The organism is Paraburkholderia sp. D15, assembly GCF_029910215.1.
Lineage (GTDB): Bacteria > Pseudomonadota > Gammaproteobacteria > Burkholderiales > Burkholderiaceae > Paraburkholderia.
Map to the genome: position 1 here is coordinate 2,622,706 of NZ_CP110396.1, position 24,912 is coordinate 2,647,617.

The 24,912-nt window shown below is 62.8% G+C and carries 26 protein-coding genes and 1 pseudogene; 15 read left to right on the top strand and 12 right to left on the bottom strand.

What is annotated here, in order from left to right; all coding sequences use genetic code 11:
* The first annotated feature begins 69 nt into the window (after positions 1–69).
* From LFL96_RS31525 to LFL96_RS31545, 5 genes are all read left to right on the top strand, one after another.
* A complete protein-coding gene (locus LFL96_RS31525; RefSeq protein WP_281001808.1) occupies positions 70–1,464 on the top strand; it encodes an NAD(P)/FAD-dependent oxidoreductase in 1,395 nt (464 codons plus the stop codon).
* Positions 1,464–1,892: a RidA family protein gene (locus tag LFL96_RS31530; RefSeq protein ID WP_281001809.1), complete on the top strand. Its 429-nt coding sequence runs from the start codon at positions 1,464–1,466 to the stop codon at positions 1,890–1,892. The genes LFL96_RS31525 and LFL96_RS31530 overlap by 1 nt, the downstream gene beginning before the upstream one ends.
* A 10-nt stretch (positions 1,893–1,902) precedes the next feature.
* Positions 1,903–2,583: a DUF1028 domain-containing protein gene (locus LFL96_RS31535; protein WP_281001810.1), complete on the top strand. Its 681-nt coding sequence runs from the start codon at positions 1,903–1,905 to the stop codon at positions 2,581–2,583.
* Positions 2,576–3,763, top strand: a complete 1,188-nt coding sequence (gene argE / locus LFL96_RS31540; RefSeq protein WP_281001811.1) for an acetylornithine deacetylase — start codon at positions 2,576–2,578, stop codon at positions 3,761–3,763. Before LFL96_RS31535 ends, argE begins: the two co-directional genes overlap by 8 nt.
* Before the next feature lie 266 nt (positions 3,764–4,029).
* On the top strand, positions 4,030–5,304 hold the full coding sequence (locus LFL96_RS31545; protein WP_281001812.1) for an oligosaccharide flippase family protein: 1,275 nt from the start codon (positions 4,030–4,032) through the stop codon (positions 5,302–5,304).
* A 30-nt stretch (positions 5,305–5,334) separates the two neighbouring features.
* Here LFL96_RS31545 and LFL96_RS31550 read toward each other — a convergent pair whose 3' ends face one another.
* The 5 genes from LFL96_RS31550 to LFL96_RS31570 all read right to left on the bottom strand — a co-directional run bounded on the left by LFL96_RS31550 (position 5,335) and on the right by LFL96_RS31570 (position 9,280).
* Entirely contained in the window at positions 5,335–6,081 is a 747-nt protein-coding gene (locus LFL96_RS31550; RefSeq protein WP_281001813.1) for an SDR family oxidoreductase, read from the bottom strand.
* Between the two features lie 50 nt (positions 6,082–6,131).
* On the bottom strand, positions 6,132–7,259 hold the full coding sequence (locus LFL96_RS31555; RefSeq protein WP_281001814.1) for an FAD-dependent oxidoreductase: 1,128 nt from the start codon (positions 7,257–7,259) through the stop codon (positions 6,132–6,134).
* On the bottom strand, positions 7,256–7,966 hold the full coding sequence (locus tag LFL96_RS31560; RefSeq protein WP_281003912.1) for a cupin domain-containing protein: 711 nt from the start codon (positions 7,964–7,966) through the stop codon (positions 7,256–7,258). The genes LFL96_RS31555 and LFL96_RS31560 overlap by 4 nt, the downstream gene beginning before the upstream one ends.
* Positions 7,967–8,124: 158 nt before the next feature.
* Entirely contained in the window at positions 8,125–8,469 is a 345-nt protein-coding gene (locus tag LFL96_RS31565) for a carboxymuconolactone decarboxylase family protein (protein WP_281001815.1), read from the bottom strand.
* A 34-nt stretch (positions 8,470–8,503) separates the two neighbouring features.
* Positions 8,504–9,280 carry an SDR family oxidoreductase gene (locus LFL96_RS31570; protein ID WP_281001816.1) on the bottom strand — a complete coding sequence of 259 codons (777 nt, stop codon included), beginning with the start codon at positions 9,278–9,280 and terminating at the stop codon, positions 8,504–8,506.
* A gap of 159 nt (positions 9,281–9,439) precedes the next feature.
* On the opposite strand from LFL96_RS31570, the gene gcvA reads away from it, so the two are divergent.
* Positions 9,440–10,354: a transcriptional regulator GcvA gene (gene gcvA, locus LFL96_RS31575; RefSeq protein WP_281003913.1), complete on the top strand. Its 915-nt coding sequence runs from the start codon at positions 9,440–9,442 to the stop codon at positions 10,352–10,354.
* 63 nt (positions 10,355–10,417) lie between these two features.
* On the opposite strand, the gene LFL96_RS31580 is transcribed toward gcvA, so the two are convergent.
* Together LFL96_RS31580 and LFL96_RS31585 are read right to left on the bottom strand one after the other, a co-directional pair.
* Positions 10,418–10,738 (bottom strand): pyrimidine/purine nucleoside phosphorylase, encoded by a 321-nt coding sequence (locus LFL96_RS31580; RefSeq protein ID WP_281001817.1) that lies wholly within the window; start codon positions 10,736–10,738, stop codon positions 10,418–10,420.
* A 241-nt stretch (positions 10,739–10,979) separates the two neighbouring features.
* Positions 10,980–11,741 carry a hypothetical protein gene (locus LFL96_RS31585; RefSeq protein ID WP_281001818.1) on the bottom strand — a complete coding sequence of 254 codons (762 nt, stop codon included), beginning with the start codon at positions 11,739–11,741 and terminating at the stop codon, positions 10,980–10,982.
* A 211-nt stretch (positions 11,742–11,952) separates the two neighbouring features.
* Between LFL96_RS31585 and LFL96_RS31590 the strand changes: the two genes are divergently transcribed.
* Positions 11,953–13,230, top strand: a complete 1,278-nt coding sequence (locus tag LFL96_RS31590; RefSeq protein ID WP_281001819.1) for a serine hydrolase — start codon at positions 11,953–11,955, stop codon at positions 13,228–13,230.
* 123 nt (positions 13,231–13,353) lie between these two features.
* On the opposite strand, the gene LFL96_RS31595 is transcribed toward LFL96_RS31590, so the two are convergent.
* The 4 genes from LFL96_RS31595 to LFL96_RS31610 all read right to left on the bottom strand — a co-directional run bounded on the left by LFL96_RS31595 (position 13,354) and on the right by LFL96_RS31610 (position 16,845).
* Positions 13,354–13,737, bottom strand: a complete 384-nt coding sequence (locus LFL96_RS31595) for a DUF4406 domain-containing protein (protein ID WP_281001820.1) — start codon at positions 13,735–13,737, stop codon at positions 13,354–13,356.
* 188 nt (positions 13,738–13,925) lie between these two features.
* Positions 13,926–14,627 carry a pyridoxamine 5'-phosphate oxidase family protein gene (locus LFL96_RS31600; RefSeq protein WP_281001821.1) on the bottom strand — a complete coding sequence of 234 codons (702 nt, stop codon included), beginning with the start codon at positions 14,625–14,627 and terminating at the stop codon, positions 13,926–13,928.
* A 179-nt stretch (positions 14,628–14,806) separates the two neighbouring features.
* Positions 14,807–15,598: an MHYT domain-containing protein gene (locus LFL96_RS31605; RefSeq protein WP_348638435.1), complete on the bottom strand. Its 792-nt coding sequence runs from the start codon at positions 15,596–15,598 to the stop codon at positions 14,807–14,809.
* 323 nt (positions 15,599–15,921) lie between these two features.
* On the bottom strand, positions 15,922–16,845 hold the full coding sequence (locus LFL96_RS31610; RefSeq protein ID WP_281001822.1) for a LysR substrate-binding domain-containing protein: 924 nt from the start codon (positions 16,843–16,845) through the stop codon (positions 15,922–15,924).
* Between the two features lie 182 nt (positions 16,846–17,027).
* Between LFL96_RS31610 and LFL96_RS31615 the strand changes: the two genes are divergently transcribed.
* The 5 genes and pseudogenes from LFL96_RS31615 to LFL96_RS31635 all read left to right on the top strand — a co-directional run.
* Entirely contained in the window at positions 17,028–17,918 is an 891-nt protein-coding gene (locus LFL96_RS31615) for a transketolase (RefSeq protein WP_281001823.1), read from the top strand.
* Positions 17,915–18,913: a transketolase family protein gene (locus LFL96_RS31620; RefSeq protein WP_281001824.1), complete on the top strand. Its 999-nt coding sequence runs from the start codon at positions 17,915–17,917 to the stop codon at positions 18,911–18,913. The genes LFL96_RS31615 and LFL96_RS31620 overlap by 4 nt, the downstream gene beginning before the upstream one ends.
* A gap of 4 nt (positions 18,914–18,917) precedes the next feature.
* On the top strand, positions 18,918–19,772 hold the full coding sequence (locus LFL96_RS31625; protein WP_348638449.1) for an NAD(P)-dependent oxidoreductase: 855 nt from the start codon (positions 18,918–18,920) through the stop codon (positions 19,770–19,772).
* 34 nt (positions 19,773–19,806) lie between these two features.
* Entirely contained in the window at positions 19,807–21,135 is a 1,329-nt protein-coding gene (locus LFL96_RS31630) for an MFS transporter (RefSeq protein ID WP_281001826.1), read from the top strand.
* Between the two features lie 152 nt (positions 21,136–21,287).
* Positions 21,288–21,446, top strand: a pseudogene (locus LFL96_RS31635) (GNAT family N-acetyltransferase); the annotation flags it as partial.
* A 66-nt stretch (positions 21,447–21,512) separates the two neighbouring features.
* Here LFL96_RS31635 and LFL96_RS31640 read toward each other — a convergent pair.
* Positions 21,513–21,998 carry a GNAT family N-acetyltransferase gene (locus tag LFL96_RS31640; RefSeq protein WP_281001827.1) on the bottom strand — a complete coding sequence of 162 codons (486 nt, stop codon included), beginning with the start codon at positions 21,996–21,998 and terminating at the stop codon, positions 21,513–21,515.
* A gap of 270 nt (positions 21,999–22,268) precedes the next feature.
* Here LFL96_RS31640 and LFL96_RS31645 point away from each other — a divergent pair, with 270 nt between their 5' ends.
* The 3 genes from LFL96_RS31645 to LFL96_RS31655 all read left to right on the top strand — a co-directional run bounded on the left by LFL96_RS31645 (position 22,269) and on the right by LFL96_RS31655 (position 24,899).
* The gene (locus LFL96_RS31645; protein WP_281001828.1) at positions 22,269–22,934 is read left to right on the top strand and encodes a GntR family transcriptional regulator; all 666 of its coding nucleotides are present in this window, start codon (positions 22,269–22,271) and stop codon (positions 22,932–22,934) included.
* Entirely contained in the window at positions 22,918–24,174 is a 1,257-nt protein-coding gene (locus LFL96_RS31650; protein ID WP_281001829.1) for a dicarboxylate/amino acid:cation symporter, read from the top strand. Before LFL96_RS31645 ends, LFL96_RS31650 begins: the two co-directional genes overlap by 17 nt.
* An 80-nt stretch (positions 24,175–24,254) precedes the next feature.
* A complete protein-coding gene (locus LFL96_RS31655; protein ID WP_281001830.1) occupies positions 24,255–24,899 on the top strand; it encodes a hypothetical protein in 645 nt (214 codons plus the stop codon).
* The last annotated feature ends 13 nt before the right edge of the window (positions 24,900–24,912 follow it).

A 24,912-nucleotide genomic window follows, 5' to 3' on the forward strand; every position in this document is an offset into this window, starting at 1 on the left:
TCCTCATGGTCAAGCGCCGACGGTGAAGCCGACGGTCGCCATCAATCCGCTTTTCAAAAGGACACAGCGATGACAGCTGAAAACATCTCGATCGATACGCTGATCGTCGGCGCCGGTCAGGCCGGTGTGGCGATGAGTGAACATCTGAGCCGGCTCGGTGTGCCGCATCTGGTGCTGGAGCGCGACCGGATCGCCGAGCGCTGGCGCACCGGTCGCTGGGACTCGCTGGTCGCGAACGGTCCCGCGTGGCACGACCGTTTTCCCGGCCTCGAATTCGACGATCTCGATCAGGATGCGTTCGCGTCGAAAGACCGCGTGGCGGATTACTTCGAAGCGTACGCGAAGAAGTTCAATGCGCCGATCCGCACCGGCGTGGAAGTAACGAGCGTGTCGCGCCATGTGGGCCGCCCGGGTTTTGCGATCGAGACGTCGATCGGCGCGATCGAGGCGAATCGCGTGGTGGTCGCGACCGGTCCGTTCCAGCGGCCGGTGATTCCGCCGATCGCGCCGCAAGGCGGTCCGCTGGTGCAGATCCATTCCGCCGACTATCGCAATCCGGCTCAATTGCCCGAGGGCGGCGTGCTGGTGGTCGGTGCGGGTTCCTCCGGCGTGCAGATCGCGGATGAACTGCAGCGCGCGGGCAAGACGGTCTATCTGTCGGTCGGCCCACACGATCGTCCGCCGCGCGCATACCGCAAGCGCGACTTCTGCTGGTGGCTGGGCGTGCTCGGCGAATGGGACAAGGAAGCGGCACGACCGGGCAAGGAGCACGTGACGATCGCCGTCAGCGGCGCGCGCGGCGGCCATACCGTCGACTTCCGCGCGCTCGCGCATCAAGGCGTGACGCTCGTCGGTCTGACGAAAACCTTCGAGAACGGCGTGGCGACTTTCGAAGCGGATCTCGCGCAGAACCTCGCACGCGGCGATGAAAACTATCTGTCGCTGCTCGACGCGGCGGACGCCTACATCGCCCGCAATGGCCTCGATCTGCCGGAAGAACCCGAAGCGCGCCGCAAGTACGCCGATCCCGCGTGCGTGAGCGAGCCGATCCTCGCACTCGATCTCGCGGCAGCGGGCGTGACGTCGATCGTCTGGGCCACCGGGTATGCGGTCGATTACGACTGGCTGCACGTCGATGCGTTCGACGCAAAAGGCAAGCCGCGGCATCAACGCGGCGTATCGAGCGAGCCCGGTGTCTATTTTCTCGGTTTGCCGTGGCTGTCGCGACGTGGTTCGACATTCATCTGGGGTGTGTGGCACGACGCGAAACATATCGCCGATCACATCGCCACGCAGCACAAGTACCTGTCCTATCGCGATGCGTCGCAACGCAAGGCGCACGGTGAGGTGAGGCAGGAACCGCGCAGTGCCGCGCAGACCCCTGGCGGGAACGACGCTTCGACCAGAACGCAAACCGTCACCGCATCGCAAGTTCAACACGTCAACGAATTGGGAGTGAATTAATGCCGACTCATACGCGCATCCGCATGTTCAACACGAAAGACACGTATCCGAACCAGTCGCTCGACAACGATCTCTGTCAGGCCGTGCGTGCCGGCAATACCGTGTATGTACGCGGTCAGGTGGGGACGGATTTCGAGGGCCGTCTGATCGGTCTCGGCGATCCGCAGGCCCAGGCCGAACAGGCGATGAAGAACGTCAAGCAGTTGCTGGAGGAGGCGGGCAGCGATCTGTCGCATATCGTGAAGACGACCACGTACCTGATCGATCCGCGCTACCGCGAGCCGGTGTACCAGGAAGTCGGCAAGTGGTTGAAAGGGATATTTCCCATTTCCACCGGGCTCGTCGTCAGCGCATTGGGTCAGCCGCAATGGCTGATGGAAATCGACGTGATCGCGGTGATCCCGGACGGCTGGCAAGCCAACGCATAAGGAGAGGCGCATGACATTCTCGATCGTCGGACGTTGCCCGCAAACCGGCCAGCTCGGGATCGCGATCAGCTCGTCGAGTATCGCGGTCGGCGCACGGTGTCCGTGGGTTCGCGCCGGCGTCGGCGTGGTGGCGACGCAAAATATCACGTTGCCCGCGCTTGGTCCGCGCATTCTCGATCTGCTCGAAGACGACGCGCGCGGCGACCCGCAGGCCGCCCTCGAACTCGGACTCGGCAGCGACGCGTGGCGCGCGTATCGGCAGGTGACGGTGATCGATAACGATGGACGTAGTGCGTTTTTCAGCGGCGCGGAATCGCTCGGCGTGCATCACGCGGTGAGCGGGCGGCAATGTGTCGCGGCAGGCAACATGCTCGCGGGCCGCGAGGTGATCGAGGCGATGGTGCAGGCATTCGAGCGCGCGGACGGCATGCTGGCCGACCGTCTGCTGGCCGCGATGCATGCGGCGATCGCGGCAGGCGGTGAGGCGGGGCCGGTGCATTCGGCGGCGCTCAAGATCGCGGGCGACGTGAGCTGGCCGATCGTGGACCTGCGCATCGACTGGGCGGACGACGGCCCCATCGGCAAGTTGGATGAGCTGTGGCAGGCATATCGTCCGCAGATGCAGGACTATCTGACGCGTGCGTTGAATCCGACGGTCGCGCCAGGCTACGGAGTACCGGGCGATGAATAAGCTGTCGAGCCGCGCGCTGCTCGAACGGCTGATCGGCTTCGCGACGGTCAGCCGCGATTCGAATCTCGAACTGATCGTTTATATCCGCGACTACCTGGCGGCGCTCGGCGTGGAGAGCGAGCTGTTCTACAACGCGGAGCGCACCAAGGCGAGCCTGTTCGCCACGATGGGCCCGACCGATCGCGGCGGCATCGTGCTGTCGGGACATACGGATGTCGTCCCCGTCGAGGGTCAAGCGTGGAGCGTCGACCCGTTTCGTCTGACCGAACGCGACGGCCGTCTGTATGGTCGCGGCACCGCCGACATGAAGGGATTCATCGCGTCGGCCCTCGCGGCCGTGCCGGATTTTCTCGCGCAACCGCTGACGCAACCGGTCCATCTCGCCTTTTCGTATGACGAAGAAGTAGGCTGTCTCGGCGTGCGACCGATGCTCGCGCAACTATCGCAACGTCCGCACAAGCCGCGTCTGTGTCTGATCGGCGAGCCGACCGGACTGAAGCCGGTGCTCGGCCACAAAGGCAAACTCGCGATGCGTTGTCATGTGAAGGGCGCGGCCTGTCACTCGGCGTACGCGCCTTACGGCGTGAACGCGATCGAGTACGCGGCGCGGCTGATCGGCAAGCTCGGCGAGATCGGCAAGCAACTGGCGCATGCCGATCGCCACGACACGCGTTTCGATCCGCCGTTTTCGACGGTGCAGACCGGTGTGATCAAGGGTGGCCGCGCGTTGAACATCGTGCCGGCGGAATGCGAGTTCGATTTCGAGGTGCGCGCGTTGCCGGACTTCGACGCGCAAACGGTCGCCGATGAATTGCACGGATATGCGCAGGCCGAACTGCTGCCGGCCATGCGCGCGGTACAGACCGACACCGACGTTCGCCTGCAACCGCTGAGCGCTTACCCGGGCCTCGCAACCGCGCCCGAAAGCGAAGCCGCGCGCCTGCTGGCGTGGTTGAGCGGTTCGAGCGCGTTCGGCACGGTCGCGTTCGGTACGGAGGGTGGCCTGTTCGAACAGGCTGGCATGCCGACCGTGGTGTGCGGGCCGGGCAGCATGGACCAGGGGCACAAGCCTGACGAATACGTGACGCTCGACCAACTCGCCGGTTGCGACGCGATGCTGTTGCGACTCGCCAGCTATCTGCGCTCGCCGCAGACGCACGATCGATCGCGAACGGCGTAGCGAGAAAGCAGTTCGTTTCGTATCACCAGGGAATCTCACTAAGGGTAAAACCCCGGCCCAATGCCAGCACGGCGGCGGGCTGTTCTCACCCTCCTTGACGCTTGCACCCGGCGTTTCGGCGCGTCATGGTTAACACAATTCTGTCATTCCACGTTAACTGCCGCACAGAGCAACCCTTAAAGATGACGCAAATTCGGTCGACGCCGCATCCGCCCTGATCGCTAGCCGTACGCCATCCGGGGACCAGCGACCAGGGAGGGGAGATAGTGAGAACGATCAGGGTTGCGGCTTTCTCGATGCGAGGAGGCCTCGGGCCGAGTGCGCCCACCTGGGTTTTGTTGCAGCAGGTCATCGTGCGCGGTCTGGTGGCGGTGAAGTTTCTCGCGCTGGGCCGCATTCTTGGACCGTCGGCGATCGGCAGCGTCAGCATCGCGCTGCTCGCGGTCGCGATCGCGGAATCGCTGTCCGACACGGGGCTGGCGCAGGCAGTCATCCAGGGACGCGAGACGCCCACGCATCCGGAGCTCGGCGCGGTGTGGACCACGCTGACCACGCGCGGCGTGATTGTCGCGCTATTGCTGATCGCGTTGGCGCCGGTGATGAACCGGCAATTCCATCTCGGCAACGCGCTGATGCTGTTGCAGCTGGCGGCGGCGTTGCCGTTGATTCGCGGGCTCGCATCGCCGGCCTACTTCGTCGTGCAGCGCAATCGCGGCTTCCAGCAGATCGCGGGGATCGAGACGGCAGCCGCCTTTGTCGATTGCTGCACGGGCTTGATGCTCGCGCTCGGCGGTGCGGGCGCGTATTCGCTGCTGATCGGGATGATCGTCGGCGATACACTCAAGACCATCCTCACGTGGCTGACCATGAAGCCGCGTCCGCCGATCCGGCTCGCGTGGGCGGGCATTGGCCATTACATCGATTTCAGCCGCTGGATCTGGGCCGGCAGCGTGGTCAATCTTCTGCTGAATCAGTTCGACAAGGTAATCGTCGGCAAGCTGCTCGGGCCGGCGCAACTGGGCGCGTACCAGATGTCGTCGAAGCTCGCGCAGATGCTGTTGACCGACGCCGCGTTCGCGATGGGGCAATACCTGTTTCCGACTTTCTCCGCGCAACATCGTCACGATGCGCGCGCGGCGGCGCGCCGTGTGCGGCTTTATCTGATGATCGTGGCGGGCGGCCTCACGCTGTTCGTGATCGTGCTGCGCCTGATCGCCGAGCCGCTGTTCTCGCTGATCCTGGGACCGGCGTGGATGTCGGCGGTGCCGCTGTTCAAGATCTTTGTGATCAACATGGCGATCGGCGCGTTGATCGCGGTGTTCGTCGCGTATCTGCGCGCGGTCGGCGATGCGAAGGCGGTCACGCACGCGTCGTTGATCCAGATGGTGCTGCTGATCGCGATCGTGCCGCCCATGACGCACTACTGGGGCGTGACGGGCGTCGCGTGGTCGATGACGATCGGCATGGGTTCCGCCGCCACGTGGATGCTGTATCGCACGTTGCGGCGGCATGATGCACCGGTTGTACCGTTGGCGTCGTGAGCGGGCGCCGGCCGGCTCGCCTCGCACACGTCAGATTTGCCCGAACCCGCCGTCGACCACCAGTTCCGCGCCGAGCATGTAGCGCGATGCATCGCTCGCGAGGAACAGGGCGGCCTGCGCGATGTCGTCGGCGTTACCCAGATGACCCACGGGAATGCGCGACGCGATGCGCTGTTTGGCCGCGTCCACCTGATCCGCCGCCGCGCCGCCGCGTGCGTGGATCGGCGTATCGATTGCGCCGGGGCTGACCGCGTTCACGCGAATCCGGCGTTCGAGCAGTTCGCTCGACCACGTGCGGGCGAGCGAACGCACCGCGGCTTTCGATGCGGACAGTAACGATAAACCGGCCGTGCCCACCTCGTTAAGCCACGACGTGTTCAGGATCACCGACGCGCCGTCGCGCAGAATCGGCGCGACGGCCTGCATCGAGAAGAACACGCCCTTCACGTTGATGTCCATCAGTTCGGCGTAGCGAGCCTCGTCGGTCGTCGCGAGCGGCGTGGAGAAGGCGACGCCCGCGTTGGCGAAGAAAATATCGAGGCCGCCGAATTCATCGACGATGCGTTGCCGGACGTGCTGCATGTCGGCGCTCGATCTCACGTCCGCGCGTAACGCCAGCGCAGCGTAGTCCAGCTGCACGCGCGCGGCGTCGAGAGCCGCCGTGTCGCGCCCGGTGATGATCACGCGCGCGCCTTCGCGTGCGAACAACGCGGCGGTCGCCAGACCGATGCCGCTGGTGCCGCCGGTAATCAGCGCGGTTTTGCCGGACAGTTTCATGGTGTCGCTCCTTGTCGAATCGATGGGACGGTAGTCGTGGTTTTGCTGGTTTATCTGGCTTTGTCTAGCCGTTGCAGCAACGTGGTCACGCCGAGACTCGCGGCGTCCAGCGCGCCCGCTGCATAGCCCGCGTAGCGCGGCGACCATTCGCTGGCGATTGCGATGAGCCGGCCGGCCCACGCGCCGTCGGCGGGCATGGGGTGAGGGGCAATGGGGTGATCGGCCCCCGTTCGGTCCGCGGCGGTCGCGGTGAGAGGGTCCTTAGCCCAATCCTTCAGAAGCTCCGTCACCGGTTCGGCGGCGGATGCGCCGAACAGGCGGACAAGTTGCGCGCGGCAATGCGCGCGCAGACTGTTGTCGGGAATCCTGTCGCGAACGTGAGCCGGAATGCCGAGGAAACCGAACAACGCGGCATGGCCGCGCGGCGCCGACGCGTCGTGGATCTCGGCAAGCGGGCCGGCCGCGCTGCGTGCCTCGCCGGATAATCCGTCGCCGCGCCAGAACGGCTCGCTGTAGATCGCGACGTATTTGGCGTGTGGGGCCATCCATGTGCCGGTGCTGGTCCATTCGCGTGTCATCGCTTCCGGTAGCGGTGGTGAAAACGTGAGCGTCGATGCGGCGACGCGCGGCGGCATGGCGAGCAGAACGTGAGACGCGCGATACGAGGCTGGGGCGCCAGTTTCGTCGAGGGTGTGTACGTCGACGTGCGGACCGCTGTTCGTGAGTTGCGTGAGTTGCGTGACGCGGCGGCCGGCAAGCACGCGGGCTGGGTCGAGTTGCCGTTGTACCGCATCGACGAGTGCGCCCATGCCGCCGGCTATCCGCATCGCGGCCGGCGACGACGGATAGCCGCGCACCCGGGTCGGCGTTTCGTGCGCGGACCGTTCGATCAGCATGTCACCGGTTTCCGGTTGCTCGAACGTGTCGAGACCGAGTTCGTCGATGAGGCGACTCAATTGCGGTTGAAGCGTGAGCCAGAACCAGGTGGCGCCCAGATCGAAGCGATCTAAGTCGCTGCCCGTGCATGTCCCGGCGTAGGGCGGCGTAGAGACGATCCGTCCGCCGAACGTGTCGCGTGCTTCGAGTAGCACGTAGTCGATGCGTTGCCGTTCAAGCAGCATCGCAGCGTAAAGACCGCTCAGGCCACCGCCGATAATTACGATTTGCGCTGTCTTCATCGACGTGTCTCCTGCGCGGCCACGGCGCCTAAATGGCCCGTTTTGATGTAGACCGTGGCGCCTTCGTCGCCTGCGATAAAAGTGGGCCGGTGACTCGGCGGCGTGCGTATCCAACTGCCCTCAAGATAGACATCGTCACAGTGGCGTTGGCTGTCGCGGTCGTGCAGCGTACCTTCCAGCAGCAGTACCTCCGCACCGCCTTCCAAAAACGTGTCATCAAGCGATCTGTCAATTCGTCCGTTCGGCGCAACGCGTTCAAGCCACACCGTTTCGGTTTCGTCGCGAAAGAGCGCACAGACATCGCGCCCCTCGCGTGCGAGCCAGCGCGATGGATCGCGCGTATCGATGCGAACGACCTCACGTTCTTCGTGAGACATCTGGCGCAGTTTGACGAACAGCGTCGCGCCGTTTTCGCTCGACGGGCAATGCGACGAACCTGGTGGATTGCGCAGATACCACCCCGCCGGATAGTCGTGACCGCATTCGGAGAAGGTGCCGTCCAGCACCAGAATTTCCTCGCCCTGCGCGTGTACGTGTTCGGGAAAGCTGGAGCCCTTGGCATAGCGCACGAGGCTCGTCGCGCGCGCCTGTTCGCCGCCGAGCCGGTCGAGCAGCACGCGTTCGACGCCGGATTGCGGCGACGCGACCCAGCGATGTTGATCCGGCGTGACGACCGCACGCAGCGAGAAATCCGGATTGACGAGCATGACGGTATGGGCGGTATCGCCAGAAGGAGGGTGGAACGAAAAGACGCTGGCGGGTTGTTGCAGGCGCAACGACTCGACGACGTGCCGGCACCACACAGACGGGCGTCTTTGTCAGCCGGGGCCGCGCGACATGCTGGCCCCGGCTGACGGGTCGAGCGTTACTGGCCCGGCAACGCCGCGTGCGCATCGAGCACGCGCGCCGAATACGTCAGCGCCGCGCCGGCGTTCAGCGAAATCGCGACGCCCAGCGCTTCCGCGATTTCCTCGCGCGTCGCGCCGTGCTGAACCGCAGCCTTCGTGTGCACGGCGATGCAGCCATCGCAGCGCGTCGTCACGGCCACCGCGAGGGCGATCAACTCGTGGATCTTCGGTTCGAGCTGGCCGGTCTTCACCGCGCCGCCGTCCATCGTTTGCAGCCCGCGCATCACGTCGGGGCTCAGCTTCGCGTATTCGGCGACGCGGCCCAGCAGGGCGTCGCGGTAAGCATTCCAGTCTTGCATCATGGCAAACCTCTTCGAGTAGGAACGGTATGGGTAATCAGGCGTGGCGGCCGGCCATCACGCCGCCGTCCACCGGCAGCACCGTGCCGGTGATCCACGAGGCCTGCGGCGACGCGAGAAACAGGATTGCCTCGGCGACATCCGCGGGCTGACCGTTGCGGCCGAGCGGATGAAACGCGTTGAACGACGGCAGCGTGTCCTTCACCTGCTCGTCGCTCATGAAGGTGTTGTAGACCGGTGTTTCGACGACGGCGGGCGCCACGGTGTTGATGCGGATATTGGCCGGCGCGAGTTCGATGGCGAGGTTGCGGGTCAACGCATGAACGCCCGCGTTGGCGACGGAATAGGCAGCAGACGGCGTCGCGCCGATCGCCTGCAGGGCCCACAACGAACCGGTCTGCACGATCGCGCCGCCGCCCCGCAGTTTCATCGCACGCGCGGCTGCCTGCGCCATGAAGAATTTGCCCTTCAGGATGGTGTCGAGGAACCAGTCGTACTCCGCTTCGTCGACCTCGACGAACGGCTTCGGGCGGAACACGCCCGCGTTGTTGATCAGAATGTCGACGCCGCCGAACGCCTGCGTCGCGAGATCGACCAGCGCGTCAGCGGTGGCGGGAAGGGCGATGTCGCCCGCCAGCGTGCGCACGCGCGCGCCGCTGGGATCGATGTCGTGGGCCGCCTGGGCGAGCTTGTTCGCGTCGCGCCCGCCGATCACGACCGATGCGCCCGCTTCGACGAGACGGCGCGCCACTTCCTTGCCGATGCCGGAACCGCCGCCGGTGATGATCGCTACCTTGGAAGAAAAACTATTCATGATGATTCTCCGTGACAGGAAACCGGATGGCGTTTCGAGCATGGCTCGTCGGCGCCATATCCGGGAAATTTCGTTCAGATCGCAGAGCTATTATTGGTAGACCCGGCGTGACCGGCAAATGAGATATTCTTCGCTATCGATAAACAAAATCTTTCAATGATGAAGACACCCGTCTACCTGAATGCGCTACGTGCGTTCGAGGCAAGTGCGCGGCATCAGAGTTTTTCCGCGGCGGCGGAGGAACTCAATGTGACGCCCGCGGCCATCGGCCAACTGGTACGCAGTCTCGAGGAATGGCTTGGCACGCCGTTGTTTCATCGCGGCAATAGTGGGCGTGCACGGCTCGCGCCCACCGAAGCGGCGCAACGCGCGTTGCCCGATATTCGCGCGGGTTTTGACCGGCTGAATCTGGGGCTGGCGCGGTTGAAGGAGGGCGCGGCGAACGGCGTGCTGACCGTCACCGTGAGTCCGGCATTTGCGGCGAAATGGCTATTGCCGCGTATCGACCGTTTTCAGGCGGCGTGGCCGGACACGGATGTGCGGCTCGACACGAGTCTGAAGCTACTCGACTTCGTCGCGCAGGGCATCGATATCGGCGTGCGCTATGGCACGGGTGCGTGGCCGGGGCTGATGGCCGAGCGGCTGATGGAGGAAGAACTGTATCCCGTCTGCTCGCCGTTGCTGCTGCAAAACAAACGCCGCCTGCGCAAGCCAGCCGATCTTGCCGGGCAGACGCTGATTCACGATCAGTCGGTGGAAACGCACGCGGAGTTCGCGACGTGGGATGCGTGGCTCGACGCGGCTGGCGTAAGCGGCGTGGCGACGAAACGGGGGTTGCGGATCAATAACTCGGCCGCGGTGTTGCAGGCCGCGATCGATGGGCACGGCGTCGCGTTGGCGCGTAGTGTGATGGCGCGCGACGATCTGACGGCGGGGCGGTTGGTGCGTTTGTTTCCCGAGGTGACGTTCGACTCGGCGCTGGCGTACTACGTCGTGTATCGGCCGGAGTGCGAGACGTTGCCGAAGCTGGTTGCGTTTCGCGACTGGCTGATGGTGGAAGCGGCGGCGGGCTAGCCGCCGCGCGCTTACTGGATGCGGGTGTCTGGATGGGCGCGCCGCGCCCATCTGGCGGAACGCTTACAGATAGCTGCACACGTAGTCGAGCGTTTCGACCACATCGATATCGAAACGGCTCTTGCCTGGCACCGAGAACGACTCGCCGGCGCTGTAGGTCTGCCATGCGTCGCTGCCTTCCAGACGGATACGGCACTGGCCGGCTTGCACTTCCATGAGTTCCGGCGCGTCCGTGCCGAAGTTCAGCGCGCCCGGCAGAATGACGCCGAGCGTCTTGCGCGAACCGTCGGCGAACAGCACGGTGTGCGAGACGCATTTGCCGTCGAAGTACACATTGGCACGTTTGATAACGGAAACTTGGTCGAATTGCGTGGCGGCCGTCATGGCGGTCTTCCTCCGGTTTGAATGAATGATGTCGTGGCGCGCGGCTATCGCCGCGGAACCCGCAATCATACAGGGTGTGGGGAGGATGGCCGGCTGGCGGCTGCTCGAATGAACGAGCGGTGCAGGAGAAGTACAGAAGTTCTGGCGATCCGCGATGACGAGTCCCGGCCGGCGCCATGTCGAATGCAGAGATATCCGTTAAGTCAACCACCCCGCAACTGCCTCGACCGTCGCCGCGCCTTTAAGATTGCTTCGCGATAAGCGCCACGCCAACCTTCGACGGTGTCTGCAGCATCGCATGGACCACAGTGGACGACCAGAGCATGACGATGCCCGTGGCGGTCTGACCAGGGTACGCGCAAGCGGTCGTTCCGAACTGCACCGACATGTCGAAGACGTTGCCTTGTGCATGCGGAGCAACCGTGCCGGTAAACGTGCAACCGCTTGTCGCGGAACCTGTCACCTTGCCCGCGGAATCGATGGTGAAAGTGGAGGCGTCCCCGCCTTGAGAGAGCAGCATGGTTCCGCGATACGTACCTGCAATCGACGGCAACGACGGTGTCTGATCGAAGTTCGTCTGGTAGGTCTGATGGGTCGTGATCTTCGTACCGTTGCCGTAGGTGACAGCGGCATCTAACGACTGCTTTGCCGAATAGGTGCCTGTCACCGTGACAGCGTTCGTGCCCTGTCCCAGCAGGTTGTAGTCGATCCCGGAACCGCCGCTCAGTGCCCCGGCGCTCGACTGGGTTGTCCCGACGACAAAGCCTCCATAGACATTGGGCTGCCCAACCGCACCATACTGAACATAGACCGCGCCGGTATCGAGGACGATCGTGTCCACTACCCGATTGTCGGAAGTAACTCCGTTGTACTCTCCAGCAGCGGTCGGTGTTGTCACCGGTGTGCTGGCGCTCGCTTTTCCATCCCCGTCACCACCACCGCCGCCACCACACCCCGCCAGAAGAACTGCCGCTGCTGCTGCAGCTGTAATTAGCCCTTTCATTTCTTCTCCGTTATTGGTCTGCCATTTGGCCGACGGCGAGTGTAATACTTCGTAATAGATATGGGAATGACTCGTTTAGGAGGCGGGGCCTAATGCGCTGGCGAGTAGAAAGAGTTATCGCGCACTGAAGTTGTAAAGCTCAATTTCATCTCGCGCGAAATGCGCGCGAGCTTCTCTACAATGCGCAAATCTGAACGGCCGATTGCCACTCATGGACATCACCAGACTTCTCCTGCTCGGTTCGGTTATTTCAGTCTTATGTACTACGACGAGCCCATCGTTCGCCGCCCCCGACGAAGACCAACTCGGCAAGGCGTCAGGTTATCCAATAGGCAATGCCGAGAACTGGTTCTACGACGAATCGGTACGCGTCGGCTCGTTCAGTCATCAAGGCGAGATTCCGCATGTCTTTGGCGGCGATTCACATCGCCTTGCGCCGAGCAGCGAGCCGATGCCATTACCCAGAGCCGAAAAGGAACGACCTGTGTGCTGGAATAGCGTCGATGCACATAACCTGACAGTCGACGACTACCTCGCGCGTCACCGCATCATGGGTCTGATGATCGTGAAGGACGGCGTGATCCAGGTCGAGCGCTATCAATACGACCGCAAACCCACCGACCGCTTTCTATCCAATTCGATGGTCAAGTCGATCACGTCGCTGGGGATCGGCATTGCGCTGCGTGAAGGCAAGATTCATTCACTGGACGATCGGGCCGATGTCTACGCGCCTGAACTCACCGGCACGCTATACGGCGAAACCACGATCCGCAATCTGCTGCATATGTCGTCCGGCGCAAAATTCACCGAGATCTACAACGGTGCCGACGACGCTGCGCATTTCGGCAAAGTCGCCACACGCGAAGGCTTGCAGGCCGCCGCGCGCACCGTCACCGAACGCGCCGTGCCGCAAGGCGCGCAGTTCAACTACGCAAGCGCGCAGACCGACATGCTCGGACTCGTGCTGCGCGGCGCGACCGGCATGAACCTGAGCGATTACCTGGCATCGCGGTTATGGCAACCCATCGGCGCCGCCGATGCGGCGCTATGGCGCGCCGACCGCTTCGGCCAGGAACGCGCGAGCGGTGGCTTCAATGCGACGCTCGCGGACTATGCGCGGCTCGCCGTGGTACTGGCCAACGACGGCGTGCGCCCGGATGACCCGCAACACACGCAGATCGTGCCGCGCGATTATCTGCTCGATGCAACCGACTGGCATCGGCAGCCTGAAGCGTTTCAGCCGCATCACGCGTCGCCGTATTATGGTTACGGCTATCAGTTCTGGCTCTTTCCCGGCGAGAAGCGCCGCTTCGCAATGCTCGGCGTTTATGGACAAATGATCTTCATCGACCCCGAGCGAAAACTGGTGATGGTACAGACCGCCGCGAACGCGACGGCAAAGGTCGGTGGCGGCGGGACGTCGCTCAGTAAGGAAGCGGATGAGTTCTGGCGCGGCGTGGAGCGCGGATGTGGTGATACGGCTTTATGACCGCCTGGATAGCTCACGTGAGCACACGCATCTTTCTGCGGTTGATCACGCGATACTTGCTGAATGCGGGTTGATATGGAAGCGACGTCAAGACGTGCTCAAATTCCACTCTTCCCGCCGCATTCAGATCGGTTGCGCGGACAACTGGATTGCGGGCAACTCGTCGAGACTCCGGTACACCGGTTTCTGTTGCTGACGCGCGAGGCGCTCGTCTTCATCCGCTCCCTTCGATTCACCCTCGATACGAAAGACCGCATCGCATTGATCGATCAGGCGACTCGCCACCGGGTACAGAAACGATTCGCTGATCGCATCGCCGAGCGCTGTCGAGCCGGCCACCGCGGCCAGCGGCAAGGCGACCCACTCGCCGATCAGCGGCATGTGGCCGCGCTGATAAACCTGTAGCGCTGCTTGTTCCAGTCGTTCGAGATTGCGCGCGATGCGCGCGGGATCGCCTTGCGTGCCGCTTCGATAAGGCCCGGCGATGAGAATCAGTTGCGGGTTCATGGCGTAGGTCGCTCCTTGGGTGATGAATCGATCGTACAAGCGTTGCAATGCTGGCTTGCATGATATCGTGCATATTCGTGCAATAACAAGAAAAATCGTGCAAATGGCGGCGACAAAAAACGGCACGGGCGGAAGTCCGCGTGCCGTGCCGTTAGCCGCTATGGGGGCGCTGCCGCTTACGTTGCCGCTTACGTTGCCGCTGTCACAGCGTGAACCGCTTCCACCGCCGTGCCGCCGTTCACGGCGTCCTGCCAACGCTGCACATAGGCCGGTGTTCCGCGCGGCGCGGCCGCGACAATGGGCGTGCGTGGTTGCAGCGCCATCGGCAGCACGCCGGCCCATACCGGGAGAGGCAGATCGGCTTCATCGTCCTCGGGACCGCCATCGCTGACTTTCGACGCGGCCTCGTCCAGCGCAATACGCAGGATCGTCGTGGCCGCGAGTTCGTTCGCGTCGCCAGGGCGCGCCTCGCTCGAACGGCCCGGCGCAATGTGTTCCATCAGCGCGTCGAGCGCCGCTGATTTGAACTCCGCGGCGACCACTTCAAACACGCCGTAAATCACAGCGGAGCGGTAGTTCATCGAATGATTGAATGCCGAGCGCGCGAGCACCAGGCCGTCGAGATGCGTGATCGTCACGCAGACCTGCGCGCCGCTTGCCGCCAGCTTCAGCATGCGACTGCCGTTGGAGCCGTGAATGTACAGATGCTCGCCCTCGCGCCAGCAAGCGGTGGGAATGCAGTGGACGCCGTGCTCGTCGGCGAAGGCCACGTGGCACACATAGGCTGCGTCGAGAATGGCATGCAGCGTGGCGCGGTCGTAGTGGCCGCGTTGCGCGAGACGGCGGATGCGGCTGCGCTCGGTGGGCGGCGCGGCTTCGGGAACGGACATGACGGCACTTCCTGTTGCGTGATCGAAAGGGCTCACACGATAGAAAAAACGGGACGTGATTTGTAGACCCACCGGGAATGGTATTTTTGGAGCCATGACGGCGGCCCGCCGATCGATCGTGAGCGAATGAAGCGATGTACTTTAAAGTTCTCTCCTCATGCAGCGAGAGAACATCGCGTTCACCGCGCGGGCCCTTGAATCCGGTCGATCTGCTCGTTGAGTCGAGTAATCGAATTCGATAGAAACGCCGCTCTCGCGTCGAGCCGGCTCAGCAGCAGCGTCACGACCAGAATCGCGATGGAAAACGGAATGACTGCCATGGCGAGCCATTGCGGTTTGATTCCGCCCGCCGCGCCGCAAATCGAACCGACCGGGAAATCCGCCGCGGCCATGCCGGTGTAGTGCATGCCGGCAATCGCCACGCCCATGACGCAGGCCGCGCCGACCCGCTTGCGCATCAGGTGATTGGGGCCGGCAAGACGAAGCGTGTTGGCGAGCCACAGCGCCGCCGTGGAAGCGGCAATCGCAATCACGATCGACGCCGCGAAGATCGTGGTGTCGTACTGAATGGCGGGCTTCATCAACATTGCGGCCATGCCGACGTAATGCATGCCGGAAATGCCGAGTCCCATCAGCGTGCCGCCGGCCAGCAAGCCGGAAATTTTCAGCCGGTCGAGCGTCACGACGTGCAGCGCGAACCAGGAAACGAGTACGGCAATGACGAGCGAATAACCCGTAATTGCAAAGTCGTAGCCAATGGGAATGTTCAACGAGAACGACAGCATGCCGATGAAATGCATCGACCAGATGCCGATGCCCATCGCCAATGCGCCGCCTGCCAGCCACATCTGCCGCGTTCGCGCGTAAGCGAGTAGGGAGATGCGGTCGGCAAGGTCGAGTGCCGTGTAGGACGCGAGTGTCGCGACGACCAGAGAGAAGGCGACCAGCCCCAGGTTGTAGCTGCTTTGCATGGGTCGATGACTTTCAAAAGAGCTGGATTAAAAGCTCGATTAATGAAAAACGACTAGCGTTCGCGAGGATTTTTAAGGATGCAAAAGGCGACCTCGTACCTCGCACTGTTCCGTGCGTTGATGAATGTATTCAGTGTTTCACGTTGCCGTGGTGCAAGCGGATTGCCGGGTATTTTGCTTCTTGTTCGCGCAATGCGGCTCACGATAAAGCAGTCCGCAATCTAAAGCAAGTAGATTGCATGCTTCATAAAAGTACGATCCTTGTCAGAAGGCGCCGGTCAATTTATCTAATGCTTAATGCATGTGCGTTGTGCATCGGGTACTCACTTTTCATCGCCTTCGTCGTTCTTTTCCGCGCTCGATTGCTCGATGCCGAGTTCCGTCAATAGCCAGCTCTTGAACGTATCGAAGGCCTGATGATGGTGAAGCCGCTTCGGATACACCAGATAGTGGCCCACGTACGGCACTTCCCGCGTACTGCCGATTAGTGGACACATCAAGGTGCCGCGTTGCAGCTCACGTTCGGCGAGCAAGGTCGATTCGAGCACGACGCCGAGTCCATCCACGGCGGCTGCGATCGCCATCGAACTGCGGTCGAAACGCAGGCCGTATTGATTCGGCGGCGTCAGATTGTTGGCTTCGAACCAGCCCTTCCACTGAAACAGCTGAACGTCGCACTGAATCAGCGTGTGTTCGTAAAGATCCTCCGGGCGCCGGATGTGTCGCGCGAGCTCGGGTGTGCAAAGCGGCGTCAGCTTCTCGAGCGCGAGTGGAATCTTTTCGTACGGCGACGGCTTCGGCTCGCCGTACACGATGTCGAGATCGAAGTCGTCGTCCTCGAAATGGGCGTAATCCGTGCTCGCCGAGAAACGCAGATCGATCCTGGGATTTTCCCTGACGAAACTCGCGAGTCGCGGCAATAGCCATTGCGTCGCGAAACTCGGCGCGGTGTGCAGGCGCAACGGACTGGGCGTGTCGGTCGTCACGAGCGCGAGGCCACGGCGCATTTCCTCCATGCCGCGCTGCACGTGTTCGAGCAGGATCGCGCCTTCGCGCGTCAGTTTGACTTCACGCGTGCTGCGCTGGAACAGACGCAGCGCGACGGTTTCCTCGAGCTTGCGGATGGAATGACTGACGGCGCTCGGCGACAGATCGAGTTCCTGCGCCGCGTTCGCGAACGACGCAGTGCGGCCGGCGGCTTCGAAAACGCGCAGGAATGGTAGCGGAAGTTTGCGGGTGGGCTTCATGCGTGAAATCCATTCATGAATAGGTGCAATCTTTTCTTTTGTCGGCAGGATTTGGCCAATGATACGCTGGCTCTGCGTCGAACTGGCTTGAAACTGATGAATGGAAAACATCTGTTCGGGCCGGCTCGCCGACAGACTGATGCAGCCTCAACGCATTTCGGAAAGACATTCAGGACGGAGACATGACCACCATCACCGACACGCGCCGGCAGGACGTTGCCGCGGCCCCCGGCATTCACGCCGATCTCGCGCACCACGCTTACCGTATCCGTCGCTTCGCGCTGCGCATGGGCGAAGTACAGGGTCAGGGCTATATCGGCCAGGCGCTTGGCCTCGCCGACGTGCTCGCCGTCGCGTTCTGCCACGCGATGAACCTGCGCCCCGACGAACCCGAATGGGAAGGTCGCGACCGGTTTCTGCTGTCGCACGGCCATTACGCGATTGCTTTGTACGCGGCACTGATCGAGGCGGGCGTGATTCCCGAGGCGGAACTGGAAACCTACGGCTCCGACGACAGCCGCCTGCCGATGTCCGGCATGGCGAGCTACACCCCCGGCATGGAAATGTCGGGCGGCTCGCTCGGCCAGGGGCTCAGCATCGCGGTCGGCATGGCACTCGGTCTGCGGCAGAAGCGCAACCCGGCATGGGTGATCAACTCGATGTCGGACGGCGAACTCGACGAAGGCGCGACATGGGAAGCGGCGATGTCGGCGGCGCATCATGGGCTCGGCAATCTGATCGTGCTGGTGGACGTGAACCAGCAGCAGGCCGACGGTCCGTCGCAACGCATTCTCGGTTTCGAACCGCTCGCCGATAAATGGCGCGCGTTCGGCTGGCACGTGCAGCGTGTCGACGGCAACGATCTCGCGGCCGTGGTCGCGGCGTTCGATCAGGCGCGCGTCGTCGGTGAACCCGTGCCGCGCGTGATCCTGTTCGATACGCTGATGGGCAAGGGCGTACCGTTCCTCGAACAACGCGAGAAAAACCACTTCATTCGCGTCGATCCGGAAGAATGGCAGCAGGCCATCGCCGTACTCGACGCCGCACAACCGGCCGCAGGAGACCACGCATGAGCGCCGTCATCAACAAACCGCGCCTGACGACCTCGGCGATGATCGCGTCGATTGCCGCGGAAGGCCAACGCACCACCGCCGCGCCGTTCGGTCATGCTCTCGTCGCGGAAGCGGCGAAGCGGCCGAACATCGTCGGCATGACGGCGGATCTGTCGAAGTACACCGACCTGCATATCTTCGCGAACGAGTATCCCGAGCGCCATTTCCAGATGGGCATGGCCGAACAGTTGCTGATGGGCGCGGCCGGCGGCATGGCGAAGGAAGGCTTCATTCCGTTCGCCACCACCTATGCCGTGTTCGCCACGCGCCGCGCGTACGATTTCATTCACCAGGTGATCGCCGAGGAAAACCTCAACGTGAAGATCTGCGCCGCGTTGCCGGGTTTGACGACGGGCTACGGGCCGAGTCACCAGGCAACCGAGGACATCGCGCTGATGCGCGGCATCCCCGGCCTGACGATCGTCGATCCATGCGATGCGCTCGATACCGAACAGGCGGTTGCCGCGATCGCCGCGCACGATGGTCCCGTGTATATGCGTCTGCTGCGCGGCAAGGTGCCGCTGGTGCTCGACGAGTACGACTATCGGTTCGAACTCGGCAAGGCAAAGTTGCTGCGCGACGGCCGGGATGTACTGATCATCTCGTCCGGGATCATGACGATGCGCGCGCTCGAAGCCGCGCAGGCGCTCGGCGACGGCGCCGCCGACGTCGCGGTGCTGCACGTGCCGACCATCAAGCCGCTCGACGAAGCGACCATCGTCGAAGCATGCCGTCGCACGGGGCGGCTGGTGATCGTCGCGGAGAATCACAGTTGTGTCGGCGGATTGGGCGAAGCCGTTGCCACGGCGTTGATGCGCGCGCGCGTGCAGCCGGTGTTCCGCCAGATCGCGCTACCCGACGCGTATCTCGCGGCGGGCGCCTTGCCGACGCTGCACGACCGTTACGGCATTTCGACGTCGTCGCTGGTGGGCAGCATCAAACAATGGCTGGCGTAAGGAGATCGCGATGAAGGTGACTTTCGTAGGCGTGGGCGCGATCGGTTTGCCGATGGCGTTGCGCATCCAGCAGGCGGGGCATGCGGTGACCGGCGTGGATGTCTTCGGCCGCGCGCGAGAAAACGCGCAGATGAGCGGCATCGATGCGGTCGACGCGATCGGCGCGGCGCCCGCCGCCGAAATCGTCGTGGTGATGGTGGCGACGCCGGAGCATCTGGCGACACTCGTCGACGAAGCTGTCGGCGGCATCGTCGAGGGACAGACATGGATCGTCATGTCGACGGTCGGCCCCGCAAGCGTGCGCGAGCAGGGCGAGCGTCTGCGCGCGGCCGGCGCGCACGTGGTCGATGCGCCGGTAACGGGTGGCGTCGCGCGGGCGAAGACCGGGCAACTGGTGATTTTCGCCGCCGGGGAACAGGCGGACGTGGACCGCGTATCACCGGTGCTGAATGCGATGGGCAACGTACGCGTGACGGGCCGTCAACTCGGCGACGGTCAGAGCATCAAGGTCGTGAACCAGCATCTGTGCTCGGTGCACATCGTGGCCGCCGCCGAAGCGTTGAACCTTGCCGCGTCGCTCGGGCTCGATCCGGCTGCGGTGCTCAAGCTGATCGAAACCGGCGCGGCCGGCTCGTGGATGCTGTCGGATCGCGGGCCGCGCATGGTGGCCGGCAACGACGTCGAGGTCACGAGCGCGATCAACATCTTCGTGAAGGACAGCGGGCTCGTGAATGCGGCGGCTTCCCAATGCGGCGCGGACGTGCCGCTACTGAGGATCGCGCACGAGCGATACCAGCAGGCCGCCGATGCCGGACTCGGACTGCGCGACGACAGCCGGGTCATCGAAACCTGGCGTTGATATTCATCGATTAGAACGATTCGGAGACAACAGCATGAGTACTTCATCCGCGACACTTCCCGCGAAAGACAATCCAGTCAAGGTGTCTTTTGCCTCGATGATCGGCTCGGCGGTGGAGAGCTACGATTTCTTCATTTACGGCACCGCCGCCGCCGGCTGGTTCGGCAAGATATTCTTTCACACGAACGAGCCGATCGTCGGCATTCTCGCGGCCTTCGCGACGCTGGCCGTGGGCTTTCTGATGCGGCCATTCGGCGGCTATCTGGCGGGGCATTACGGTGACCGCCTGGGCCGCAAGACGGTGTTGTTCTGGTCGTTGCTCGCGATGGGTGCCGCGACGGTTTTGATCGGCGCATTGCCTACGTATGATCAGGTCGGCGTGCTCGCGCCGGTGCTGCTGATCCTGCTGCGCATGGTGCAGGGCATCGGCTTCGGTGCGGAGTGGGGCGGCGCGGTGCTGATGGCATGCGAGCATGCGCCGGCTAAACGGCGCGGTTTTTTCGGCGCGGTGCCGCAGGTGGGCATTCCGTTGGGGCTGCTGCTGGCGAATGGCGCGTTCCTGTTGTCGTCGAATCTGTTCGAAGGCAACTGGGTGTGGCGCGCGCCGTTTCTGGTGTCGTTCGTGATGGTAGCCATCGGCATCTTCATTCGGTTGAGCGTGAAGGAGTCGCCGGCATTCGAGGCGATCAAGGCAAGCGATACGATCGTGCGGCAGCCGGCATTGCAGGTCATCCGCAACGACTGGCGGATGATCCTGAAGATCATCGGCTTGCGGATGGCGGAGACGGGTGGCTATTACATCACCACGAGTTTCATGCTGTCGTACGTGATGCTTGCGCATGTGTCCGCGAAAGAGAATGTGTTGTGGGGCACGATGATCGGCTCCGCACTCGGGCTCGGTAGTCATCTTTTATATGGCGCATTGAGCGATCGCCTCGGACGACGTCCGCTGTTTCTGTTCGGCGCGCTATTCACGATCGCATTCGGTCTGCCGATGTTCATGTTGATCAATACCGGCGCAGTACTCATGGTGATTACCGCCGTGACGCTATCGCTATTGTTCAGTCACGATCCGATCTTCGCGGTCGAGTCGAGCTGGTTCTCCGAGCAGTTCCCGGCGAATGTCCGCTCGTCGGGGATTTCGCTGGGGTATAACGGCGCGTCGGTGGTGGCGGGGTTGTTGCCGTTTATCGCCACGGGTCTCTATGGCGTTGTCGGCTGGATGGGGCCGGCCATCATGTTCTCGTTGCTTGGCGTCGTTTCCAGTCTGTGTGCGCTGTCGATGCGCGAGACTGCGCCGGCGGTGGTCGAGCGGCGCGCGGATGTGTCGTCGATGAGCCGGAATAAGGTGGGGATGCGGTGAGTCGGAGGAGGCCGAGATGGCTTTCGTTTGCGACGTCGGTATTCCGACGCTGGAGAACAGTGGCTATTATCAGCCGGTCATTGTCGCGATCAAGCATTGAGACTTGAAGCGTCGACGAAGCCGCCATAGAGTCCATGACATCGCGTTGCCGGGCAACCAGGACGCTCGGTATAGAAAGCTTCATCTATCCGGTTGCCGAACAGAACCTGCCCAGCCGGCGTATTGCCGAGTCGCTGGGCGGCGTTGTCGTGGAGCACTGCGAGAGGCCGAAGTACAAAGCGGTCGTCTACCGAATTCCCGCATGCCGATAAGCAGCAAAAGTACTGGCGACTACCGCGAGTTTTATTCGCCGACCACGCAAGCAAGCCCGAGTGCGATTACTCCACATCCGCCACCGGCTTCCCCGGCAACACATAGTGCATTTCATAAAACAACACGCCGGGCCGTGTCGGCAACGTGAACGGCGGTGACGCGCTGGCAAACCCCAGCGTTTCGTAAAACCCCCGCGCACTCTCCCGCGCGGTACACCACACGATCCGCCCGCCTTGCTTCTGCGCGTGATCGAAGCACAGCTTGATCAGCATCCGCCCAAATCCATAACGCTGCATCGACGGTTCCACGGCTATGCCGCGCAGCCTCCATGCATTGTCGCCGGGCGAACCCGGAAAGGCTTCCTGACACACCGTCGCCGCGGCGACGATCGTGTCGTCATCGTAGACCGCGAGATGAAGTGTGGTGTCTTCGTCGTCGCCGCGAAAACGGCATTGTTGCGTGTCGCCATCCAGCAGAACGGCGCTGCGAAGTGGATGAAGCTGCTCGGCCGGAACGGAGCGTACGGAAAAAAGCGAGCGGTCGCGCGGCATAAATTGAGTCGGTACCTGCAAAGTGAATGGTGCTCGAAAGGGGCCAAATATTACGGCGCAAAGCGCCCCGAAACTTTGATCCAGGTTTTACCAATACGCATATAAAAATCAGCTCGCTATTCGATAACTATGCGATTCGGGTGAATCTTCAATCTGGAATGAATAGAGTGTGCCCCTATCAAAAATATTAGTTGCGTGGTGCCGGCATTAGAGCAATCATCGCCAACGATGTAAATACCGTTTATTCGAGAGAGCCAACTGAGATCTCAGATGTTAGAGCAGACTCAATCCGATACGCAAATTGCTTATGTCCAGTTACGCACGAGAATTCTCGACGGGCGGCTGGCGCCAGGGCATCCGCTTTCGCCGCGCAATGTCGCGGAGGATCTGATGCTCGGGCATACGCCTGTGCGTTCGGCGATTCAGCGGCTGGTCGTCGAAGGGCTGGTCGAGGTCATTCCAAAGAAAGGCACCTACGTTTCCGCGCCGACCAACGATGATCTTCGCGAGATCTTCGAGGTTCGTCTCGCGCTGGAAAGTACCGCGGCGTATCTGGCCGCGGTCAATGGAACGACGGACGGCCTGACGCAGGCGGCCACGCAACTGGAACAGTTGCTCGAACAACAATCGACCGATCTGTCGATCGAGCAACGCACCGGCTGGGTCTTTCATCAGGAGATGTTCGCGGCTTCCCGGAACGAACGGTTATTCACCACATACAAGGTACTCCGTGCACAGACGGGGCTGGCGCTGAACGAACTGCGTCGCGACGACGTGGCAACCGTTCGGCGCGGCACATTGGAGCACCTGAACATCTACGCCGCGATCCGGGATAAAGATCCCGAGGCGGCGCGACGTCATATGTGGAATCACATCATCGATGGCACTGATGCAAGAATCAATCTAATAAGGGCTCGGAATGAAATCGACAAGTAAGCGTATCTCCATGCCGGTGCAGATGCTGGCCGGTTTGGCGTTAGGCATTCTCGCGGGAATCTATTTACCGGACTTGAGCGGCAAGCTATCGTTCATTTCCGCGATCTTCGCGCACGCGATCAAGATGGTCGTGATGCCGCTGATTCTGTTGTCGGTCACGCTCGGCGCGTATCGCGCCGGCGTGCAACGCGGACACCTGGGCCGCACGGCGTTGCTGAGCATCGCGTTTTTCATCGTGATGACGCTGCTCGCCAGCTCGCTCGGTCTGGGTCTGAACATGCTGTTCCGTCCGGGCCTTGGCGCGAGTCTCGCGCAAACCGCGACCATGCCGAAGAACCTCGCGCCGGGCATCGACTGGACCAAGTTCGTCGTCGATCTCGTGCCGGCCAATATCGTGTCGGCGCTGGCTGAAGGCAACGCGCTGCCGGTGCTGGTGTTCGGCGTGCTGCTGGGGTCGGCGCTGTCGGTCGTCGAGGAACGCGCCGCGCCGCTCGTCGCCGTGTTCGAGTCGCTGCTCGCGGCGCTCTTCAAGATGATCGAATGGGTGATCGCGTTGTCGCCGTTCGCGGTGTTCGCGGGTCTGGCGGCACTGGTGTCGTCGAAGGGAATTGCGTCGATCGCACCGCTGCTCAAGCTGCTGGGCGTCGCCTATCTGGGCATGGCGATCCTCGCGATCGTGCTCACCGTGATCGTCAAGCTGGCCGGTCTGTCGCCGCGCGCCGTGGTCAAACACGTCAGCGAGCCGCTGATTCTCGCGTTCAGCACGCGGTCGTCGGAAATCACTTTTCCTGTGCACCTGAAGCGTCTTACGGAAATGGGTGTGCCGTCGTCGGTTGCATCGACCATTCTGCCGCTCTCGTACATCTTCAATCGCGACGGCGCGGTGTTGTACACGGCGCTTGCTGTCGGCTATCTCGCGGATGCCTATCACCTGGTATGGAGCTGGCCGCTGGTCTTCACGATCGTCGTGCTGACCATCATCACGATCGACGGTGCAGCCAATGTGCCGTCGGGCGCGATCGTCGCGATCACGGCGATTCTCTCGGCGGTCGGTCTGCCGCCGGAAGCCGTGCTGCTGATTCTCGGCTTGGACGCTTTCTTCGACATGGGCCGCACGGCGTTGAACGTGTATGCGAGCACGGTCGCCACGACGGTTGCGATGCGCATTTCGGGCGAGCGGCCCGTGGAGCCGGCGGGCGCCCGGAGCGCGACGTTGCGGTCCTTGCGCGAGAACGCCTGACGGGATATGTGGCACGGGGCATGCTGGTTTGGTGACGGTAATCCGATAGCCGGCATGCCGGTTTAGCAAGGGGGGCAGTCATGGCTGGAAAATTGGGCTGTGCGGTAAAGGGTAAGGCCGGCGAAACGCGCGGCCTGACCGGCAGGTCTGGACAATCAGGCGGCTCGCGGGTTTCTCAGCGGCGCGTGTGCAGTGACGGCGCGCTGGAAAAACGTGTTGCCGATGCGATGAATACGCGCGGCGTGGCGCGGGCGCAGACGGATGCGCCCGCGCGGCGCGATAGCTGGGAGCAAGGTGTGCATCCTGCGCTGATACGTGAATTGACCGCGATCTGGAAACAGGCGGATAGCGCGTATTCGTTCGGCGGCGAATGGCAGCGGCTGCTCGTGTTGGGCGAGATTGCTGACCGCCTCGCGGTGGTGATCAGCGACGCGCCTGCACTTGTTGCCGAGTCGGCCAAGGTCGGCGCGGCGGAGCGCTCGGCGGGAGAGCTGGGCGGGCCGGAGTCGGCGGATGGATTCGCTGCATTGCGTGAACTGCTCGAACTACAGGATCTGCGCGACACGATCAATGGTCGGCGGGCAAGCGGCGACGGTGAACTGGCGATGCTGGAAACCGACTACGAGACGCGTATGTCACTCGCGTTGGCGCGGGCGCGCCGGGTCGTCGCGCATGGGCTGGCGTCGGGGCAGCGGTTGGAGTCGCCGGTCGGCGCCGCGCAGTAGACTCAATCGATCG

Coding starts and splice junctions, on each gene's coding strand:
- LFL96_RS31570 (WP_281001816.1), bottom strand. CDS start 9,280: ATGAATAGTTTTTCTTCCAAGGTAGCGATCATCACCGGCGGCGGTTCC.
- gcvA (WP_281003913.1), top strand. CDS start 9,440: ATGAAGACACCCGTCTACCTGAATGCGCTACGTGCGTTCGAGGCAAGT.
- argE (WP_281001811.1), top strand. CDS start 2,576: ATGAATAAGCTGTCGAGCCGCGCGCTGCTCGAACGGCTGATCGGCTTC.
- LFL96_RS31525 (WP_281001808.1), top strand. CDS start 70: ATGACAGCTGAAAACATCTCGATCGATACGCTGATCGTCGGCGCCGGT.
- LFL96_RS31585 (WP_281001818.1), bottom strand. CDS start 11,741: ATGAAAGGGCTAATTACAGCTGCAGCAGCAGCGGCAGTTCTTCTGGCG.
- LFL96_RS31610 (WP_281001822.1), bottom strand. CDS start 16,845: ATGAAGCCCACCCGCAAACTTCCGCTACCATTCCTGCGCGTTTTCGAA.
- LFL96_RS31580 (WP_281001817.1), bottom strand. CDS start 10,738: ATGACGGCCGCCACGCAATTCGACCAAGTTTCCGTTATCAAACGTGCC.
- LFL96_RS31605 (WP_348638435.1), bottom strand. CDS start 15,598: ATGCAAAGCAGCTACAACCTGGGGCTGGTCGCCTTCTCTCTGGTCGTC.
- LFL96_RS31530 (WP_281001809.1), top strand. CDS start 1,464: ATGCCGACTCATACGCGCATCCGCATGTTCAACACGAAAGACACGTAT.
- LFL96_RS31615 (WP_281001823.1), top strand. CDS start 17,028: ATGACCACCATCACCGACACGCGCCGGCAGGACGTTGCCGCGGCCCCC.
- LFL96_RS31645 (WP_281001828.1), top strand. CDS start 22,269: ATGTTAGAGCAGACTCAATCCGATACGCAAATTGCTTATGTCCAGTTA.
- LFL96_RS31650 (WP_281001829.1), top strand. CDS start 22,918: ATGAAATCGACAAGTAAGCGTATCTCCATGCCGGTGCAGATGCTGGCC.
- LFL96_RS31565 (WP_281001815.1), bottom strand. CDS start 8,469: ATGATGCAAGACTGGAATGCTTACCGCGACGCCCTGCTGGGCCGCGTC.
- LFL96_RS31535 (WP_281001810.1), top strand. CDS start 1,903: ATGACATTCTCGATCGTCGGACGTTGCCCGCAAACCGGCCAGCTCGGG.
- LFL96_RS31600 (WP_281001821.1), bottom strand. CDS start 14,627: ATGTCCGTTCCCGAAGCCGCGCCGCCCACCGAGCGCAGCCGCATCCGC.
- LFL96_RS31595 (WP_281001820.1), bottom strand. CDS start 13,737: ATGAACCCGCAACTGATTCTCATCGCCGGGCCTTATCGAAGCGGCACG.
- LFL96_RS31620 (WP_281001824.1), top strand. CDS start 17,915: ATGAGCGCCGTCATCAACAAACCGCGCCTGACGACCTCGGCGATGATC.
- LFL96_RS31550 (WP_281001813.1), bottom strand. CDS start 6,081: ATGAAACTGTCCGGCAAAACCGCGCTGATTACCGGCGGCACCAGCGGC.
- LFL96_RS31630 (WP_281001826.1), top strand. CDS start 19,807: ATGAGTACTTCATCCGCGACACTTCCCGCGAAAGACAATCCAGTCAAG.
- LFL96_RS31655 (WP_281001830.1), top strand. CDS start 24,255: ATGGCTGGAAAATTGGGCTGTGCGGTAAAGGGTAAGGCCGGCGAAACG.
- LFL96_RS31640 (WP_281001827.1), bottom strand. CDS start 21,998: ATGCCGCGCGACCGCTCGCTTTTTTCCGTACGCTCCGTTCCGGCCGAG.
- LFL96_RS31560 (WP_281003912.1), bottom strand. CDS start 7,966: ATGCTCGTCAATCCGGATTTCTCGCTGCGTGCGGTCGTCACGCCGGAT.
- LFL96_RS31555 (WP_281001814.1), bottom strand. CDS start 7,259: ATGAAGACAGCGCAAATCGTAATTATCGGCGGTGGCCTGAGCGGTCTT.
- LFL96_RS31590 (WP_281001819.1), top strand. CDS start 11,953: ATGGACATCACCAGACTTCTCCTGCTCGGTTCGGTTATTTCAGTCTTA.